The sequence below is a fragment of the Selenomonas timonae genome, assembly GCF_014250475.1.
Classification (GTDB): Bacteria; Bacillota; Negativicutes; order Selenomonadales; family Selenomonadaceae; genus Centipeda; species Centipeda timonae.
On sequence record NZ_CP060204.1, the window covers coordinates 795,081 to 812,304 of the forward strand.

The following is a 17,224-nucleotide window of genomic DNA, read 5'->3' on the forward strand; positions in this document are numbered from 1 at the left end:
CGTGTTCCGATGACGATGCCGCAGTGCTCCTCTATACGCGTGTATACCATCATACAAGAAGCCCTCCGCTTGCGTATGGAGGGCTTTTTATGATAAGATACGTTTATTATCGCGGCATGCGACGATAGTTCGAGAACTTTTCTATTGTATAATGGAGGGAAAGAACATGAATATCTCTACCGTAAAGAAAATTCTTGCGGCAGGCGCGGTCCTTGTATTCTCTGCTGCGCTTCTCACCGGCTGCGGCGGCGACTCCGCATCGTCGGGAGACAAGAAGTTCCTCAACATCGGCACAGGCGGCACGGCGGGTACGTACTACCCCATTGGCGGCGCAATCGCCGAGGTGCTGAACAAGGATATCCCCGGTATGAACGCGAGCGCACAGAGCACGGGTGCATCCGTTGCGAACATCAACATGTTGCGCGACGGCGCTGTTGACCTCGCGACGGTGCAGAACGACATCACCTACTACGCCGTAAACGGCACGGAGATGTTCAAGGATAAGAAGGTCGACGGCCTGCAGGGCATTGCATCGCTCTACCCCGAGACCTGCCAGTTCGTGACGCTCCAGTCCTCCGGCATCAAGAGTCTCTCAGAGCTCAAGGGCAAGCGTGTTGCCGTAGGAGCTGCAGGCTCGGGCGTAGAGGCGAATGTCCGCCAGATTCTCGCAGCATACGGCGTAAGCTATGACGATATCGACGCGCAGTTCCTCTCGTTTGCCGAGGGGGCAAGTGCGCTGAAGGACGGCAACGTGGATGTCGCCGTCCTGACGGCGGGCTACCCAACCGCATCGGTGCAGGACATCGCTTCGCAGAACCCCGTGCGTCTGCTCCCCGTGGAGGAAAAGATCGCAGACGACCTGATCGCAAAGTATCCGTTCTATACCAAGACCGTCATCCCTGCAGGAACGTATGCGGGCTTTGATGAGGCCGTTCCGAGTGTCTCCGTCATGGCGATGCTCGTCGCGGGACCCTCGGTGAACGCAGACCTCGGCTACAGCATCACGAAGGCGATCTTCTCGAACCTCGACCGTCTGCAGGCTGCGCATGCTGTCGGCAAGCAGATTACGAAGGACACGGCGAAGGCGGGGATGTCCCTGCCGATGAACGCGGGTGCGGAGAAGTACTTTAACGAGAAATGAGAGCGTATCTGATTGCGCTTCTCGCGGCGGGTTTCCTCGTCGCGTTTGACATTCTGAGCGCACCTGCACTCTTTATGCAGGCGGATGGAACAAAGACCGTCCTCGTGCGGCAGATTCGCGGCGAGACACCGCTGACGATCCACTTCATCCATTCTGTGCAGAAAACCCCCGTCGAGGAGTTCCTGACCGTGCATGCGGACGGACATTTCCATCTGACGGGCACGCGCTATCAATCGCACGGCGTGGGGCTGCCCTTTCTCCCCGAGGAGGGCACGTTCCGACAGGAGGGGGACTACTTCGTCCTCGATATGGATCGCGACTATAGCGAGCTGAGCCTCCGTACGGGCGTCGGCACGGAGCTCATGATCGAGGCGGGCGGGGAACGCATCCCCGTCTACGAGATGTACCCCGTCGGCACGCGCATCGACCTCGTCGTTGCGCCGCTCTACACCTACCTATTTTGAAATTCCGAGGCTGCTAATGTGCGGCCTCGTATTTCTTTTTCATTTCTTTTTTTGAACTATATAAAAATTTCCCCAAAGGATGTGAACTCCCCTATGACCGATCAGAAGACTGCGGAGGCCGTGCTCAAGAAGTACGACCGCGAGTCGAATACCGTCCACTATGCGGGGCTGCCGAAGAAGATTATCGCCGCCATTGCAATTACATTTTCCATCTTTCAGCTCTACACGGCAACCTTTGGCGTTCTCGACGCCCAGCTACAGCGCGCTGTCCATCTTGGATTCGGCCTTGCGCTCGCGTATCTGCTCTATCCGTTTCGGCGCGCGTGGACGCGGGACAACTTCTTTCACCCCATCGATGTGATCTTCGCCGTCCTCGGTGCGGCGGCGCCTGCCTACATCGTTATTCAGTACCGCGAGCTCGTGACGCGCGCGGGTACGGTGACGACGCCCGATGTCATCGTCGGCGGCATCGGCATCCTCCTCGTCATCGAGGCGACACGGCGCGTCGTGGGACTGCCGATGGTGACAGTCGTGCTCTTATTCCTCGCATACGCCTTCCTCGGCCCCTATATGCCGGGCGTCCTGGCGCATCGCGGGCTATCGATTGAGCAGCTCATCAGTCACCTCTATTTCACGACCGAGGGCATCTTCGGTATTCCGCTCGGCGTGTCCTCGACGTTCATTTTCCTCTTCATCCTCTTCGGTGCGTACCTTGAGAGTACGGGGCTCGGCAAGTTCTTCATCGATCTGGCCAATGCCGTTGCAGGCTGGGCGAGCGGCGGCCCCGCGAAGGTTGCCGTGCTCTCAAGCGGACTGATGGGCACGGTCTCAGGCAGCTCCGTCGCGAATGTCGTCGGCACCGGCTCGCTTACGATCCCGATGATGAAGAAACTCGGCTACAACGCGAACTTCGCGGGCGCGGTCGAGGCGGCGGCATCCACGGGCGGACAGCTCATGCCGCCGGTCATGGGGGCGGCGGCGTTCCTCATGGCGGAGTTCGTCGGCGTGTCCTACATCGAGGTGGTCAAGGCGGCAGCGATCCCCGCACTCCTCTACTTCACGGGTGTCTGGCTCGGCGTGCACTTTGAGGCAAAGCGGAAGAAACTCAAGGGCATTCCGCGTCATGAGCTGCCCAATCCGCTCACCCTCTTGAAGGAGCGCGGACACCTCGCAATCCCGCTCGTCGTCATCGTCTATCTCCTCGTCTCGGGCTATACGCCCATGCGTGCGGCACTCGTCGCAATCGTGCTCTCCATTGTCTGCGCCATGCTGCGCAAATCCACGCGCATGAAGCCGATTGAGATCGTCTACGGGCTTGAGCGCGGCGCGAAGGCGGTGCTCGGCGTGCTCATCGCCTGTGCGGCGGCGGGTATCATCATCGGTGTCGTCACGAAGACGGGCGTTGGACTGCGCCTCGCCTCGGGGCTCATCGATCTTGCGGGCGGCATGCTGCTCCCTGCGATGTTCTTCACCATGGTCACGGCGATCGTCCTCGGCATGGGCGTGCCGACCACGGCGAACTACGTCATCACCTCCACCATTGCCGCACCCGCGCTCGTGCAGATGGGCGTGCCCATCCTCGCGGCGCATATGTTTGTGTTCTACTTCGGCATCATTGCGGACGTGACCCCACCCGTCGCGCTCGCCGCCTATGCGGGGGCGGGCATCAGCGGAGGAAATGCACTCAAGACGGGCGTGCACGCGTCCAAACTCGCGGTCGCGGCATTCATCATCCCGTACATCTTCGTGCTGTCCCCCGTCATACTGATGGTGGACGCGACCCCACTCACACTCATCCTCGCAACACTCTCCGCACTCGCGGGCATGATTGCCGTCAGCTCCGCGCTCTGCGGCTTTCTCGCCGATCACTGCCGCCCCTATGAGCGGCTGCTCCTCATCATCGCGGGGCTGCTCATGATCAAGCCCGGCGGCACAACCGACCTCATCGGCTGCGTCATCTTCGCTGTCATCCTTGTGATGCAGTATCAGCGTGTGAAGAAGGCGGCGGCATGAAGACCGCGCAGGAATATATAGAGGCGCGCAGCTTTTTCGATGCCATCAAGACGCTGAACGAGTTTTCGGAATCCGCGCGTGATGCGCTCTGGAACTATCGTATGGGCTATGCCCTCTACTTTTATGCGATCAATCGGTATCCGAAGCTGTGCATTCTGCGTTTGGCTCTCGGCTATTTGGAGCGTGCAGACGAGGATACGGCAAGCAAGGCGGAGATCGAGCGCGTCTTCTTTGGCAAACCCGGCGGCATGACCGCGCGGTGCCAAGAGGCGGTTGAAAACAAGCACGGCTGGTATGCGGAGGAGCCCGCTTCTATAAGTGTGGAGCAGCTCGTACGTGAGGCTGAGGCAGAGCGCGAGCGTGTGCGCCGTGAGGTGACGGCGTTCTTTGAACGTACACAGCGGCGCGAGATTGCGATCTCGCATCATCCTGCACAGGAAAAACTCCCCGCTGGCGCGAGCAAGTTCTACGGAACGCCCGACCTGCCCGCAGATTTTGACTGGCCGTACTATAAGGGAACGGACTTCGAGGGGGTGACGAAGAATCGCCCGCTTGCCTTTCTCGCGCAGATCAATCTTGGTGAAGCCGCGCAGTATGACCGTACAGGGCTCCTGCCGAAGACAGGTGTGCTCAGCTTCTTCTATGAGACCGTGTCAATGGAGTGGGGCTTTGAACTAAAGTCTGAGGGATATGCGCGCGTCTATTATTCCCCCGAGACGGAGGGGCTTGTCCCGACACAGATTCCGGAGGAAACGAAGGAGTGGAGTGTGGGCGAGCAGGCGCTGACCTTTGCGGATGCCGTCAGTCTCCTGTCGTCTTTTGCATACAGCCGCAGGAGCGGGAAAGAGGTGGATTGGGACACCTACAACGAACTGCGGGCGGAGTTCGGATACGATGCTGCCGCACACGAGGACAATCCCATGAAGATGCTCGGCTATGCCGACGAGATTCAGAATGAAATGGAGCCGGAGTGCGAACTCTACAGCAGAGGCATTGACGGGGATGTGCAGGAAGAGCTCTCCGAAGAGGAGGAAGCGGAACTTGTGAGAAATGCTGCAGATCGCTGGGTGTTGCTGTTTCAGATGGGCACCGTCGAGGACGATGAAACGGAGCTCATGTACGGCGACTGCGGTCTGATTTACTTCTGGATTCGGAAGGAGGACCTTGCCGCGCGGAACTTCAACAACGTTCGTCTGATCCTGCAGTGCGGCTGACATGAGATGGAATGTGAGAAGCAACCCTTGATTTTTAGCTCGGAATTGAGCAAAATATACCTAGAACAGAGGGCGTATCTCAGCCCTGAGTGAGACTTATAAAGCGAGCTTCTCTTGGCTCTGAGCAAGAACTTTATGAGAGAGCGTTTCGCTGCTCTGAGTGCGACTGTAACAGGCGGAGAGGGCTGATGCCTTCTCCGTTTTTCTGTTCTACGAGAAAATAAAGAAAAATACTTGCAAAATTCATTACACCATCGTATTCTATTTGATAGAGGAGGGATTCTGATGGAACAGGCAGTTAATGTGAATTTTCGCTTAGATGCAGCGGTTAAGAAGAATATGGAGCAGGTTTGCGCCGAACTCGGACTCTCCATGAGTGCAGCATTTACAATTTTTGCAAAGAAGGTCGGCAGAGAGCGGCGAATTCCGTTCGACGTATCCATTGATCCGTTTTACGATGAACGCAATCTGCGCTATCTGGAACAGAAGATGGCGGATTATAAGGCGGGCAAGCTCCGCTTCGTCGAACATGATCTGATTGAGGACTGACGATGCGCAGGCGAGGCATTCAATGGGATTTTGATGCGTGGGAGGACTATCTCTATTGGCAGCAAAATGATAAGAAGATTGTCAAACGTATCAACCAGATCATCAAGGACATTGTACGCAGCCCGTTTGACGGAATCGGCAAACCCGAGCCTTTGAAAGAAAATCTGGCGGGATTTTGGAGTCGCCGTATCGACGGTGAACACAGGCTTGTCTATCTCGTTCAAGAAAATACGATACTGATCTTTGCCTGTCGCGGACATTACGAGTGAGTATTGCGCTGTGCAGTAAAAAACGAGGAATCCCTGTGCAGGGATTCCTCGTTTTTATGTGCAGACGTTTACCTTACTGTTTCTCTTCCGCTTTGACCTCGATCGGGGCATCCTCGACGAGCTGCTGCGGCTCCTCCTCCTCCTTCTTGCGGCGGAGGAAGAAGAACGCGCCTGCGCCAATCAGAACGATGACAACAACGATCGTGCCGATGATTGCCGTCTTGTTCCAGAGGCGGAACGCGACCTCGATCTTCGACGACTCGCCCGTGACGAGGGTCTTGCCGAGGTTCCATGTGAGCTGCTTGCCATCGTTCTCCGAGCGGTCAGCGTTTGAGCTCGTGGGTGCGACGGGCAGGTTCATCTGATAGGTGAACGTGATGTTGCTTGCAAATGCACCCGCGCCGCCGCCGTTCTGGCTGCCCTCAAAGAGCAGGTCGAAGTTGTAGTCGGTGTAGAACAGGCTCTTGTTCATCGTAATGCCCGTGTTCTTGCCCTCGTTCGCCTTGAAGAAGTCATTTTCCGAGAGCTTGTCGATCGTGGCGTAGTGCTCCGTAATCTCGTAGCCTGACATGTTCTCCTTCGTCACGGGTGTGACCTGCGCGTCAGGATTCTTCGCTGTCGTCGCCGCCTTGCTCTGCTCGACAATCTCGGCGAGCATGGGCACGCTGACGAGTGTCGTCTTGAGGTCAGCGCTGCCGTCCTCGTTGATGACGACGTTCACATCGCCGCTGAAACAGCCGCTCGTGAGTGCGAGTACGCTGAACATCGTTGCCGCGAGGACGGTGCGCATCGTGCGTGTGCATCGTGTCAGAAACATAAGATACCTCCTATAAATTCAAATGATACCGATTCCATTATATTTTACATGAGCACGCCGGCTTTTGCAAGACGGACGATTGGCAGGGGCAATGTCGTGATTTTTTTCATTGTATTATTTTGTGTCTCATGCTATACTCATAAAAAATATATATTATTTTTATGTTTTTCGAGCTGCCGTACCTGTGGCATATGCTATGGTGCGTCAGCCTGACTGCGGCTCTGGGATTGCGGTCACGGGGGAAGGTATGGAAACGTCCTTCCCTGCCCGCAGACATTTGTCTGCATTGCAAAGGAAAACCGGCAGGGGGGACTGCGCTCTTTTTGTGCGCGGCGAGTGCTCACCGGATTTTCCGGCGGGCATTTTTTGTTGGAAAATTGTGGATTTGCGGGAAAGGAGTTTTATGGGGCAGTATGCACGTATGATGACGGCGGGAAGTGTACTTGCCGTGCTGTTTTTCATTCTCTCACTTTCGGTCGGGCGGTTCTATGTCCCGTTCGATCAGGTGGCAGCAATTCTTGCATCGAAGTTTATTGAAATCCCTGTCACATGGGATGCGTCGATGTATAACGTCGTCATGGTGATCCGTCTGCCGCGCGTGCTCGGGGACATTCTCGTCGGCGTTGCGCTCGCGGTGTCGGGTGCGGCGTATCAGGGGGTCTTCCGCAACGATCTCGTCTCGCCGGATCTGCTCGGTGTCTCGCAGGGCTCGAGCGTGGGCGCGTGTCTTGGGATTCTCGCGCATCTGACGCTCGGCGGCACGGCGGTCGCGGCATTCCTCGGCGGCATCGCGGCGGTGACGATGACACTCATGCTGCCAAAGCTCGTGCAGAGCCGCTCGCGCATCGTGCTCGTCCTCTGTGGCATCATTGTGTCGGGCTTTATGGCGGCGGTGATCGGTCTGCTGAAATACCTCGCCGACCCCGATACGGAGCTAGCGGATATTGTCTACTGGCAGCTCGGCAGCCTTGCAAAGGTCTCGTGGGACAATCTGCTCTACGTCACGCCGATCATCGTCTTCACGCCCGCGGGGTTGCTTGCGATGCGCTGGCGCATGAATGTGCTTTCGCTCTCGGATCAGGAGGCGGCGAGCCTCGGCGTCAATGTGCAGCGCGAGCGTCTTGCCGTGATTGCACTCGCGACCCTGCTGACAGCATCGGCGGTGTGCCTGAGCGGAACGATTGGCTGGATCGGTCTCATCCTGCCGCATCTGGCGCGAATACTGGTCGGCGGCAATCACGCGCATCTCCTGCCCGCAACGGCGGTACTCGCTACGTCCTTCCTGATGCTCGCCGATCTCCTCGCGCGTACGCTGACCTCTGCGGAGGTGCCGCTCGGGATTCTCTGCGGTTTTGTCGGCACACCGTTCTTTGCGTGGATTCTCTATCGCCAGCGGAGGTATTTCTGATGGAGCGCGCAATGCTTTGGCTCGACGACGGTTCGTTTCGCTATCGCACGGACGCGCCGTACATCTTCGAGCATATCTCGTTTTCGATCAAGGGCGGTGAGGTGCTCGCGCTCCTCGGGCGCAACGGTGTCGGCAAGTCAACGCTCCTCGCGTGCCTGATGGGATTTCAGGAGCTGACGCAGGGACGCATCTATACGAACGGGCAGAACATCTATGCGATGTCGCCGCGTGAGCGCGCGCGGGAGATTGCGTTCGTGCCGCAGATCATCAGCGCGGAGAGTTCGTTTACGGTGCGTGACTATGTGTCCTTCGGCGCGACGGTGCGCACAGGGATGTTCTCCGCGCCGAGCAAGGCGGACTATGCGCAGACGGATGCGATTCTTGAGGAGCTCGGCATTGCACACATTCGCGACCGCCAGTGCAGGGAGCTCAGCGGCGGACAGCGGCAGCTGGTCGCCATCGGGCGCGCACTGCTTCAAAATACGAGGCTGATCCTTATGGACGAGCCGACGGCGGCACTCGATGTGCGCAATCAGGTGCTCGTCCTCCAGACCATCGACAGCTTGCGTGCAAAGGGCTACGGTGTCGTCTTTACCACGCATCTGCCCGAGCAGGCACTGTTGCTGAACAGCCGCGTCGCGCTCTGCTTCGGCACGCATATAGATTTTTACGAATCCGTGGATGAGGTGCGGGCATCGCATCTGGAGGAGCTGTACGGGACGAAGCTGAGCCTTTTCCACAGCGACAATGTGCAGCGTACGGTCTGTGTGATCCCTCGGCTATAAAGATCGTGCCTTACATCCTCCGCGCAAACGCTTAGTTGCGCAAGTGATCGCGTGCTCGTTCGCCTAAATACCGGCGCACTTCTTAAACGCGCTACGCTTGAACGAAAGAAGTACGCCGGGGGCGAGTCGCACGAGCGGTCAACGTCATCCAATCACACTTCGCTAACGCTCGTGCTCTTGGGACGTTTTCCCATACGACCTGTTTCCCAATCAGCTGCGTCTTATGGACTTGCTTCTTGGACAGGTCAGTATTTACTCACTTGCTCCACTAGGGTTTGCTTAGGAGCGACGTAAGGCACTGGTTTCCCAATCCATAACATTTGACAGAACGCGGTTATAGCCGAGTACTGTTTCAATATATTATTGTTTTTTAGGAAAGGATGTATGCAATGAAGAAAAATCTCATCGCGCTGCTGGCTCTCGTCATGATGGTCGCAGCACTCGTGGGCTGCGGGACGGAGAACGCCGCGCAGGGCAAGCAGGACGCGACGCGCACAGTCACGGACATCGACGGCACGGAGGTCACGATTCCCACGAATGTGGAGCGTATCGCCGACCTCTGGCACGCGAACAATCAGGTCGTGCTGCTCCTCGGCGGCGCGGACAGGCTCGTCACGACGACGAAGAATGTGCAGGGGCTCCCGTGGTTCGCGCAGGTTTATCCGCGCATCAAAGAGATCTCCGCGCCGGTCAAGGGCACGGATGTGAACTGGGAAGAGGTCGAAAAGGAGAAGCCGCAGGTTGTGCTTGCGAGCAGCAAGGAGCAGATCGAGACGGCACGCAAGAACGGCTATGCGGCGGTGCACGTCAACTTCGCGACCTATGACGGGCTGCGCAAGACCGTGAAGATCACGGGCGACGTGCTCGGCGGCGATGCTGTGAAGAACGCGGAGACGTATCTCTCCTACCTCGACGAGAAGACGAAGTTTACGGATGAGCGCACGAAGAAGCTCAGCGATGCCGAACGCCCCGTCGTGCTCCACATTGTCGGCGGCGACGACCTCTTCAAGGTGGACGGCGTGGAGACGATCATCGACGAGTGGATTCGCTACGGCGGCGGCAGGAATGCCATCACGGCGAAAGGCCCGCAGATCAAGACCACCATCGAGGAAGTCCTCAAGGCGGATCCGGATATCATCATTATCGGCGGCACGCAGTCCGCGAAGGGGATCGAGGCAATCAAGAACGACCCGCAGTGGTCGAGTCTCAAGGCGGTCAAGAACGGGCGTATCTATGCGAACCCCGTCGGCACGTTCAACTGGGATCGGTACAGTGCCGAGTCCGCACTGCAGCTCCTCTGGGCGGCACAGACCATCCAGCCGCAGCTCTTTGCCGATGTCGATCTCGTGAAGGAGACGGTGGACTTCTACAAGCGTTTCCTCCACTATGATCTGAGCGAGGCGGATGCACAGCGCATCATCAAGGGCGAAGCACCTGCAAAGTAAGCTTGTTTGACAGCGTTGCCTTAGCAGCGTTGGGATATATTTTAGGACAGCGGGGAATCCCGCAGAGAAAGGACTGTTTTATCTTATGAAGAAGAATCTTGTCGCGGCTCTTGCCACAGCACTCACGATTGGCGCAGCATCGACGACGTTTGCGGCGGCGAATCCGTTCAGCGACGTTCCGCGTGACCACTGGGCGTACGATGCTGTGACCCAGCTCGCGGCAGACGGTGTCATCGAGGGCTACGGCGACGGTACGTACCGTGGTGACCGTAACATCACGCGCTATGAGATGGCGCAGATGACGGCAAAGGCGATGGCAAAGGGGGATATGTCTACATCGGACAAGGCTCTTGTTGATCGTCTTGCCGCTGAGTTCGCCGATGAGCTGAACAACCTCGGCGTGCGCGTTGCAAATCTCGAAAAGAACGCCGATATGGTGAAGTGTAGTGACCCCGAAAAGTTAGACCTGAAAGCGTGGGAAAGCGATTTCCTGCGCTTTTTTCTATGCGGCGAGATGTTTGCGACGGAACTGAACAGGACTGAGCCAGCCGAGAGACTCCTTGATGCGACACTCATTGTAGTAGATGATATACTCTTCGATCGCCGTCTTGAGTTCCTCGTAGCTATGGTAGACGCGCCCATAGTAAATCTCTTGCTTTAAGAGTCCAAAGAAGTTCTCCATCACACTGTTGTCCAGACAGTTCCCCTTGCGTGACATGCTCTGAAAGATTCTCTCCTCCTTGAGCCGCTTCGTGTACGACTTCATCTGATATGCCCACCCCTGATCGGAGTGGAAGGTGCGCCGATAAGGACAATCTGCTGTCACACGAATTGCTTCCTCAAGTGCGGACTGAATCCCCATCGCAGACGGTGTCTTTCCAATGTGGAAGCTGACAATTTCGTTGTTAAACAGATCCATATACGGATCAAAATACAGCTTATGTACGACGGACTTTCCATCCTCGCCCTGCAGCCAGTACTTGAACTCACTCGTGTCCGTTGTAATCTTTTGATGCGGTATGGAAGTTTTGAATCTGCGGTTCAGGAGATTGTCTGCTACCGTTCCGACAGACCCCCTGTAGGAGCTGTACTTGCGTGTTCTGTGCGTAAAGGAATGCACTTGAAGTCTGAGCTTTTGTACAATCCGCTGCACTGCCTTACGATTGATCTTGTGCCCAAGATTGCGCATCTGTGCCCATAGGCGGCGATAGCCATAATCTTTGTGCTCCTCACGAATGGCAAGGATGATCTGCTCCCGCTCGTCCGGCACTTCCGGTTGCGTAAATTTCTTCTGCCAGTACATATAGGTCGCTTTCGGAAAACCTGTGACGGCAAGGATGTCTTTCAACTGAAACTCTCCTCGGAGGCTGCGGACGATCCTTGCCTTTTGCTCTGCATCTTTTCCTGCAGACGCAGCCTCCTGAGTTCTTTTAAATAGGCGACCTCGATGCGCAGTTTCAGATTCTCATCCTGCAGGGCTTTGAGTTGCTGCGCGGTCTCGTCTTGTGGGAGGTCTTTTGTTTGCTCTTTTTTCTTTCTTGGCATAGCGGGGGCTCTTCCTTTCGGTTTTGGTCTTAGGGCATCTACGCCGCCGTTGCGATATTCCTTTGTCCAACGCGCAAGGAGGGACGGATTGTTCAGACCAAACGCGATAGCTACCTCTTGATAGGATGCCTCTGTTGACAGATAACATTCTACCGCAGAACACTTAAATTCGAAAGTGTATGTTTGCTGTGCACGGGAGCGTCGGAGTCCATCGTCACCGAATGCCTGATAAGCCTTTACCCATTCCTCAATGGATTTGCGCGAAACATGATAGAGCTTCGATAGTGTTTCATAGCCTCCGTGTCCTGCAAGATATTCCTGCACAACCTTCAGCTTACACTCTGTACTGTATTTTGCCATTACAATACCCCCAAAAGTTAGATTCTCTAAGTCTAACTTTTGGGGGTCAGGTCAAAGTGGGGCGGCTTCCTCCGCTATGAGTACACGAGCATTCGCCACGATGGCAAGGCGCGCGCGAATAAGGACAACCTCATGTTCCGTGTGATTCCGACCGCCGAGGTCAACAAGAACTGGAAGGTTACGGCGCGTCTGACGGGGCAGAACCTCATGAACAAGGATTCGGGCGAGGGCAAGGAGACGCTTTCGATTGACCGTGCACATGCCATCGGTACATACGGCAAGCTCGAAGTGCGCCTTGGACAGATGAATGAGTATTCGGATGCCGACAATGGCATGATTTTCGATACGACGTTCTCGGGTGCAACCGTGCGCTTCGGCAATGTCGTCAAGGCAAAGGTCGCTGCCGGGCGCATTGGGTCGGACCGCTTCAAGGCAAGTGGGCTGGTGGGCAGCGATCCCGCGAACTACCAGTCACTCGAGCTGAACTACACGGCAGGAAAACTCCGCGTGGGTGCGGGCTATCATCACCTGAACACGGCGAAGTTCAAGACGGTGAACTATGCAAAGTCCGGCAAGGAGGACAATGCGAACATCTGGGATGTTGGCGCAAGCTATGCGTTCGACAAGAACTTCACCCTCAAGGGAGGCTTCGCGCAGAACACGGCTGCGGATGCGCATGATCGTGCGGGCAGTGTCTCCCTTTGGTACAAGGGCGCAAAGAAGACGGATGTGGGCTCGTGGGGCATGTTCTTGGGCTATCACCACCTCGGTAAGTTCGTTGCGTTCGATCCGACGAACAACGCGATCGACCTCGATCAGAAGGGCTGGGAGGTCGGTCTCCAGTACACCCCGCTCAAGAACATCCTCGGCAAGGTCGAGTACTTCAAGGGCAAGGACATCTCGACGGATAAGGATGCAAGCAAGCTCTTCGTCCGCCTTGACTACAACTTCTAAACGAATTATTTTCATACTGAGCCACCCGATGACACTTGTCGTCGGGCGGCTTTGTTAACGAAAGGAAATTTTATGAGAGACACATACATTTTGCGACGTGTCTTGACTGCTCTTTTCGCCGCCGTCTTTATGGCGGCGCTGCTTGTGGGCTGCGGGCAGGAGGCAAAGCAGGCGGCAGAGCAGAAGCCCGCAGCGGCGGAGAACTACACATTCACCGATCAGGCGGGCAATGAGGTCACGGTGAAAGCCCCTGTGGAGCGCATGGTCGTTCTGCGTCTCCACGCGCAGGGCATCGGCATCCTGATGACAACGCACTTCCCTGATCACGCGCTCTATCTCGCGGCGGAGACACTCGTGCTGAAGGAAAAGACTCTCTGGAAGCACTGCGTGGCGGAGGAGGTTATCGATAAGGAGGGCATGACCGCACTCTACGGACTGCCTGTCCACATCGGGCAGATCGGCATACGGACGGTCTGCGTCGGCGGAGAGATCGGTTGAAACGCTGGGAGAATCGTGGTATAATTGCAAATGTACTAGGCTACTACACTTGCCGTAACAGCTTGTGTAAGCGTACAAAACGACGAAGCCCCCGTGAAGAACTGGAGATTCTTCACGGGGGGTTCTCGCACACTTGGAGCATAACTATTGTCACTCTGCGTAGTCTCTTTTAGCAGGGGGCTTTTACTTATGATTATCCAACCATGTTAGATAATGTGTTAGGTCAGCTAGCAAGTCATGTGGAGCATCAGCAGAACCTCCTCCACCAAATGTGACATCTTTGCCACAAACAAAGAAAGTTATGCCGCCAGATCCGTTTCCTTTAATTGCATATGTTATGTTATTGTGCTGAGTTGAGCCTTTAATCGTTCGGTAGTTGGTGCCTCCTTCACGGAACATACCAATGGATTGGAGCAACTTGCGTTTTCCATCGGCTGATAGATCAGGGCTGGTTACGGAAACCAATCCTGTTATAACAGATATCATGTTGATGGCGTCGAGTTCGTTGCTTGGGGTTGCTCCAAGGATCATACCTTTTACTTTGTTAGAAGATGGATCATAAGATACTAATAATGACAAAGAATCCGAAAAATAATGTTCATATACATTGGCATTTTTTCCATGATACTCAGGAGCTTTTAGAAGATATAGAGACGTTCCAGAGAATTCAGCATCCATAAAGTTGTTATAGTTGGTACGAAAGCTCTCTTCAGTCATACCGATATCATATGCTGTTCGTTTAGTTGATGTTGTTTTCGCTTGTGATGTTGGCTTTTGTGTTTCAGATTCTGTTTGTTCTGTTGCCTTTTTTGACTCTTCTGATGTTTGCGATACTTGTGGTGTCTGTGAATTGTTTGTGTTGAATGCTGCGAAAAGAATCAGGATCGTTAGCACGGAAAATGTTATACAAAATGTGAAACAACCTACGAGGATTATTTTTCTCATTTGAAATCACTCCTTAGTTGAAAAGATAGGTATTCTTTGTAAAACATTATAAAATAATTCTACTAATATCAATTAATATCCTGCTTAAATCAAATATTTTTTTATAGAATGGCAACCTATCTATAAAAATATACGCAAGTGCGGCGCTCCATGCGCGGCGGTGACACTGGTGCGATGCGCTATACGCAGAGCGAGATGAATCGTGCGCTTGCGGACAGTGCGGACGAAATTGAGTTCCTCAGCACCGTACATCGTCAGCGCAAGCCCGTGCACATCATTCAGCTCTCTGACGGACGCTGGGTGAGAGTCGAGGAGACGGAGGAGAGCGACAAGAGTGCACGCCGCCATGACAACCCGCTCGATCAGGAACTGGCGAATCTGCGTAAGCAGCTTGCCGAGGTGAAGAAGTCCGCGATGAGCGACGAGCAGAAGCAGCCGATCATCACATCCATCCAGAACCGCATCATGACCATACAGGCGCAACTCCTCTCAGAGCTCCAAGGCGAGAACAAGAAGAATAAATACGCAGATTGAAACCTGATTGTCACTGTGCTATACTGTGAACAGGCAAACACGAGCTGACATTGCAGCACAAAACGACGAAGCCCCCGCGAAGAACAGGAGATTCTTCACGGGGGCTTCGTTTTCGTTGACCGAGGGGCAGGAAACCTTTATAATATAAGAAAACACTGATAACATCAGCGGCGCCTTAACAACGGAGGTCGGGTATGGAGAAAGAATGGGAAAAGCGTGCGTTGGAGGAGTGGGAGCGCCTGTCCATTCAGGACAACTTCATCTTTCAGCGCGTTATGCAGAATGTGAAACTCTGCAAATGGCTTTTAGAACGCATTTTGAGAATTCAGATTCGAGAGATTCGCTATCCAGACACAGAAAAGACGATTGACGTACGCCTTGACAGCAAGGCGGTGCGTCTCGATGTCTACGTTGCAGACGAGGCGGGCGCGGTTTATAACATAGAGATGCAGACCACAAAGGGACGTGATGGGGAACTCCCGAAGCGAGCACGCTACTATCAGGCGATGATCGATATGGATCTGCTCGGCAAAGGGGTATACTACGATGACCTACGGCAAACGTATATCATCTTCATTTGCACCTTTGACCTCTTTGGTCTGGATGAACGCATCTATACATTCCGCAGCCGATGTATGGAACAGGGGGATTTGGAGCTTGGAGACGGCACGACGAAGATCTTCCTGAATGCAAAGGGACTGCGCGGCAGTGTCGATGAAGAGCTGGCGGATTTTTTGCACTATGTTGACGGCAAGGAGGCGCGGAGAACGTTCGCGCAGGAAATGGCACGCGAGGTTGCGCGTGTCAAGCGGCAGGATGAAACGAGGCGGGAATTCATGACGCTCTATATGGAATATCAGAAACAGCGCCGTGCAGGTGTGGAGGAGGGAATCGCACAGGGGCGGGAACTTGGAATTGCCCAGATGGCGAAGAAACTCCTGCGTGCAGGGATGACGATTCCTGCGGTTGCTCAGATGGCGGAGATGCCCGAGGAGGCAATTCGGAGAATCGCCGAGGAGGATGGGATTCCTGCTTCATAATGCAGAAAAAAAGGGGGCTGACGCACGAGCTGGTGAGGTGCTTTGTGGTGCTTCTGGGGAATCGCTGAATTTATCAGTACATCCCTAATGGTATATGTGAGAATGATGACAGAGAATATTGGCGAAGGGCAGAAGCCGGTGCCGTTTCCTGAGATGTATGACCGGCGGGAACTCAATGCGCTGTACCGTGAAATCCCGCTCAAGGACAATACATCACGTCTTCTGCGCAAGTATTTCAACGCGATGGCGAATCTCTACGGGGTGATCTCGCTGCGTGACGCGCTCGCGGTGATTCGCCGATTCAGCCCGCGCACTGTGACGGACGAGGAGTTCCTTGCGTTTGCCGAGATCGCGCGGCATGAGTGCGAAGGCTACTGGGTTCTGGGGCGCAGCGAACTTTATATCGATGTGGCAGCGCGTGATGTGCTGGATCGCGAGGTCATCTGCACGGCACTGTTAGAGGCGGAGGAGGATCTCTACGCCAAAACAGTGCATCAGCAGATGGAAAAACCACTCTATATTCCGACTGACAAGGCGTCTCTGCTTGCGTATGCGGAGCCTTTCTATGTGGAAAAGACGGCGGAATATGCGGCGCTTGTCGACTTCATCGAGGCGCATATGCCCGTCGACTGGATGAGATACGAATGCGAAGTTGTGCTGGATGAGATTTTTGATCTGCTGCGCGTGGATGTGGATTTGAACGCACTCATCAGTCTGTTGGATGAGATGGGAATTGAGTTCACGGACGCGAGCGATATCGAGCAGTTTGCTGAGCGCTGGATACGTTATATGAACAATGCCCGCATCTTTGCCAATCGCGGTCACACGCCGAATGAACTCTCTGCAATGAATCCGCATCGCTACGAGAAGCCGCAGACGGCGTCGATCGGACCTCGTATGCGCGCGGCACTGGCGCGTGGTGACATGACGGTGGAGGAGCTGCGCGAGGAGTTCATGACGGTGGATCTTCCGCATGAAAATGTGCGCAAGGCGTTTCTGGAAGAGCTGGATGCGGTCGCGGCGGAGATTGCTGCACAGAAAAAGAGCGCGAAGGTCGGACGCAACGATCCCTGCCCCTGCGGCAGCGGGAAGAAGTATAAGAAATGTTGCGGGAAATAAGCAGTTTTTGAAAATATCCCTTGACACGAGAATTAAAGTGCAGTACAATACAATGACCTATTGAATGAGAATGGGGATTTGTGCGCCTTTTTCGGGGAGGGTCAGCCTTCGCGGCTCGTGTTAG

17 protein-coding genes, 1 pseudogene and 1 riboswitch are annotated in these 17,224 nt (G+C 54.9%); of the genes and pseudogenes, 15 read left to right on the forward strand and 3 right to left on the reverse strand.

Translation table 11 applies throughout. The features are described from left to right. Positions 1–166 precede the first annotated feature (166 nt). From H1B31_RS03745 to H1B31_RS03770, 6 genes are all read left to right on the forward strand, one after another. A complete protein-coding gene (locus H1B31_RS03745) occupies positions 167–1,141 on the forward strand; it encodes a TAXI family TRAP transporter solute-binding subunit (protein WP_185980949.1) in 975 nt (324 codons plus the stop codon). Further along, positions 1,138–1,605 carry a DUF1850 domain-containing protein gene (locus H1B31_RS03750; protein WP_185980950.1) on the forward strand — a complete coding sequence of 156 codons (468 nt, stop codon included), beginning with the start codon at positions 1,138–1,140 and terminating at the stop codon, positions 1,603–1,605. Before H1B31_RS03745 ends, H1B31_RS03750 begins: the two co-directional genes overlap by 4 nt. 93 nt (positions 1,606–1,698) lie before the next feature. Continuing rightward, a complete protein-coding gene (locus H1B31_RS03755) occupies positions 1,699–3,618 on the forward strand; it encodes a TRAP transporter permease (RefSeq protein ID WP_185980951.1) in 1,920 nt (639 codons plus the stop codon). Then, positions 3,615–4,832, forward strand: coding sequence for a YwqG family protein (locus H1B31_RS03760; RefSeq protein WP_185980952.1), 1,218 nt, complete (start codon positions 3,615–3,617; stop codon positions 4,830–4,832). The genes H1B31_RS03755 and H1B31_RS03760 overlap by 4 nt, the downstream gene beginning before the upstream one ends. A gap of 285 nt (positions 4,833–5,117) precedes the next feature. After that, entirely contained in the window at positions 5,118–5,381 is a 264-nt protein-coding gene (locus H1B31_RS03765; protein WP_009440858.1) for a type II toxin-antitoxin system RelB/DinJ family antitoxin, read from the forward strand. 2 nt (positions 5,382–5,383) lie between these two features. Next, entirely contained in the window at positions 5,384–5,650 is a 267-nt protein-coding gene (locus H1B31_RS03770) for a Txe/YoeB family addiction module toxin (protein ID WP_185980953.1), read from the forward strand. A gap of 73 nt (positions 5,651–5,723) precedes the next feature. Here the strand turns inward: H1B31_RS03770 and H1B31_RS03775 are convergent, their stop codons facing one another. Further along, positions 5,724–6,467: a hypothetical protein gene (locus tag H1B31_RS03775; protein WP_185980954.1), complete on the reverse strand. Its 744-nt coding sequence runs from the start codon at positions 6,465–6,467 to the stop codon at positions 5,724–5,726. 154 nt (positions 6,468–6,621) lie between these two features. Next, positions 6,622–6,780: riboswitch (molybdenum cofactor riboswitch) on the forward strand. Between the two features lie 90 nt (positions 6,781–6,870). On the opposite strand from H1B31_RS03775, the gene H1B31_RS03780 reads away from it, so the two are divergent. The 4 genes and pseudogenes from H1B31_RS03780 to H1B31_RS03795 form a co-directional block, all read left to right on the forward strand. Continuing rightward, a complete protein-coding gene (locus H1B31_RS03780; RefSeq protein ID WP_185980955.1) occupies positions 6,871–7,875 on the forward strand; it encodes a FecCD family ABC transporter permease in 1,005 nt (334 codons plus the stop codon). Continuing rightward, positions 7,875–8,660, forward strand: coding sequence for an ABC transporter ATP-binding protein (locus H1B31_RS03785; RefSeq protein WP_185980956.1), 786 nt, complete (start codon positions 7,875–7,877; stop codon positions 8,658–8,660). Before H1B31_RS03780 ends, H1B31_RS03785 begins: the two co-directional genes overlap by 1 nt. Before the next feature lie 389 nt (positions 8,661–9,049). Then, on the forward strand, positions 9,050–10,105 hold the full coding sequence (locus H1B31_RS03790) for an ABC transporter substrate-binding protein (RefSeq protein WP_226372145.1): 1,056 nt from the start codon (positions 9,050–9,052) through the stop codon (positions 10,103–10,105). 85 nt (positions 10,106–10,190) lie between these two features. Further along, a pseudogene (locus H1B31_RS03795) lies at positions 10,191–10,547 on the forward strand (S-layer homology domain-containing protein); the annotation flags it as partial. A 60-nt stretch (positions 10,548–10,607) separates the two neighbouring features. Here H1B31_RS03795 and H1B31_RS03800 read toward each other — a convergent pair. After that, positions 10,608–12,010, reverse strand: a protein-coding gene (locus H1B31_RS03800) for an IS3 family transposase (protein ID WP_404828656.1) whose coding sequence is annotated in 2 segments (ribosomal slippage) — positions 10,608–11,539 and positions 11,539–12,010 — 1,404 coding nt in all. Because the reading frame shifts where the segments join, the coding sequence is not laid out codon by codon here. Positions 12,011–12,049: 39 nt separating this feature from the next. Between H1B31_RS03800 and H1B31_RS03805 the strand changes: the two genes are divergently transcribed. Together H1B31_RS03805 and H1B31_RS11405 are read left to right on the forward strand one after the other, a co-directional pair. Beyond that, positions 12,050–12,964: a porin gene (locus H1B31_RS03805; RefSeq protein ID WP_226372146.1), complete on the forward strand. Its 915-nt coding sequence runs from the start codon at positions 12,050–12,052 to the stop codon at positions 12,962–12,964. Positions 12,965–13,036: 72 nt separating this feature from the next. After that, complete coding sequence (locus H1B31_RS11405; RefSeq protein ID WP_226372147.1) at positions 13,037–13,462, forward strand: hypothetical protein; 426 nt, start codon at positions 13,037–13,039, stop codon at positions 13,460–13,462. Between the two features lie 183 nt (positions 13,463–13,645). Here H1B31_RS11405 and H1B31_RS03820 read toward each other — a convergent pair whose 3' ends face one another. Beyond that, positions 13,646–14,407, reverse strand: coding sequence for a hypothetical protein (locus H1B31_RS03820; RefSeq protein WP_185980958.1), 762 nt, complete (start codon positions 14,405–14,407; stop codon positions 13,646–13,648). A 150-nt stretch (positions 14,408–14,557) separates the two neighbouring features. Between H1B31_RS03820 and H1B31_RS03825 the strand changes: the two genes are divergently transcribed. From H1B31_RS03825 to H1B31_RS11410, 3 genes are all read left to right on the forward strand, one after another. Further along, complete coding sequence (locus H1B31_RS03825) at positions 14,558–14,941, forward strand: hypothetical protein (RefSeq protein WP_185980959.1); 384 nt, start codon at positions 14,558–14,560, stop codon at positions 14,939–14,941. A gap of 194 nt (positions 14,942–15,135) precedes the next feature. Further along, the gene (locus H1B31_RS03830; protein ID WP_185980960.1) at positions 15,136–15,981 is read left to right on the forward strand and encodes an Rpn family recombination-promoting nuclease/putative transposase; all 846 of its coding nucleotides are present in this window, start codon (positions 15,136–15,138) and stop codon (positions 15,979–15,981) included. Positions 15,982–16,083: 102 nt separating this feature from the next. Then, positions 16,084–17,100: a YecA family protein gene (locus H1B31_RS11410; protein ID WP_185980961.1), complete on the forward strand. Its 1,017-nt coding sequence runs from the start codon at positions 16,084–16,086 to the stop codon at positions 17,098–17,100. Positions 17,101–17,224 lie beyond the last annotated feature (124 nt).

Bases quoted from the DNA above. Each gene is read 5' to 3' on its own strand.
- H1B31_RS03745 (WP_185980949.1), top strand. From the start codon at position 167: ATGAATATCTCTACCGTAAAGAAAATTCTTGCGGCAGGCGCGGTCCTT.
- H1B31_RS03750 (WP_185980950.1), top strand. From the start codon at position 1,138: ATGAGAGCGTATCTGATTGCGCTTCTCGCGGCGGGTTTCCTCGTCGCG.
- H1B31_RS03755 (WP_185980951.1), top strand. From the start codon at position 1,699: ATGACCGATCAGAAGACTGCGGAGGCCGTGCTCAAGAAGTACGACCGC.
- H1B31_RS03760 (WP_185980952.1), top strand. From the start codon at position 3,615: ATGAAGACCGCGCAGGAATATATAGAGGCGCGCAGCTTTTTCGATGCC.
- H1B31_RS03765 (WP_009440858.1), top strand. From the start codon at position 5,118: ATGGAACAGGCAGTTAATGTGAATTTTCGCTTAGATGCAGCGGTTAAG.
- H1B31_RS03770 (WP_185980953.1), top strand. From the start codon at position 5,384: ATGCGCAGGCGAGGCATTCAATGGGATTTTGATGCGTGGGAGGACTAT.
- H1B31_RS03775 (WP_185980954.1), bottom strand. From the start codon at position 6,467: ATGTTTCTGACACGATGCACACGCACGATGCGCACCGTCCTCGCGGCA.
- H1B31_RS03780 (WP_185980955.1), top strand. From the start codon at position 6,871: ATGGGGCAGTATGCACGTATGATGACGGCGGGAAGTGTACTTGCCGTG.
- H1B31_RS03785 (WP_185980956.1), top strand. From the start codon at position 7,875: ATGGAGCGCGCAATGCTTTGGCTCGACGACGGTTCGTTTCGCTATCGC.
- H1B31_RS03790 (WP_226372145.1), top strand. From the start codon at position 9,050: ATGAAGAAAAATCTCATCGCGCTGCTGGCTCTCGTCATGATGGTCGCA.
- H1B31_RS11405 (WP_226372147.1), top strand. From the start codon at position 13,037: ATGAGAGACACATACATTTTGCGACGTGTCTTGACTGCTCTTTTCGCC.
- H1B31_RS03820 (WP_185980958.1), bottom strand. From the start codon at position 14,407: ATGAGAAAAATAATCCTCGTAGGTTGTTTCACATTTTGTATAACATTT.
- H1B31_RS03825 (WP_185980959.1), top strand. From the start codon at position 14,558: ATGCGCGGCGGTGACACTGGTGCGATGCGCTATACGCAGAGCGAGATG.
- H1B31_RS03830 (WP_185980960.1), top strand. From the start codon at position 15,136: ATGGAGAAAGAATGGGAAAAGCGTGCGTTGGAGGAGTGGGAGCGCCTG.
- H1B31_RS11410 (WP_185980961.1), top strand. From the start codon at position 16,084: ATGATGACAGAGAATATTGGCGAAGGGCAGAAGCCGGTGCCGTTTCCT.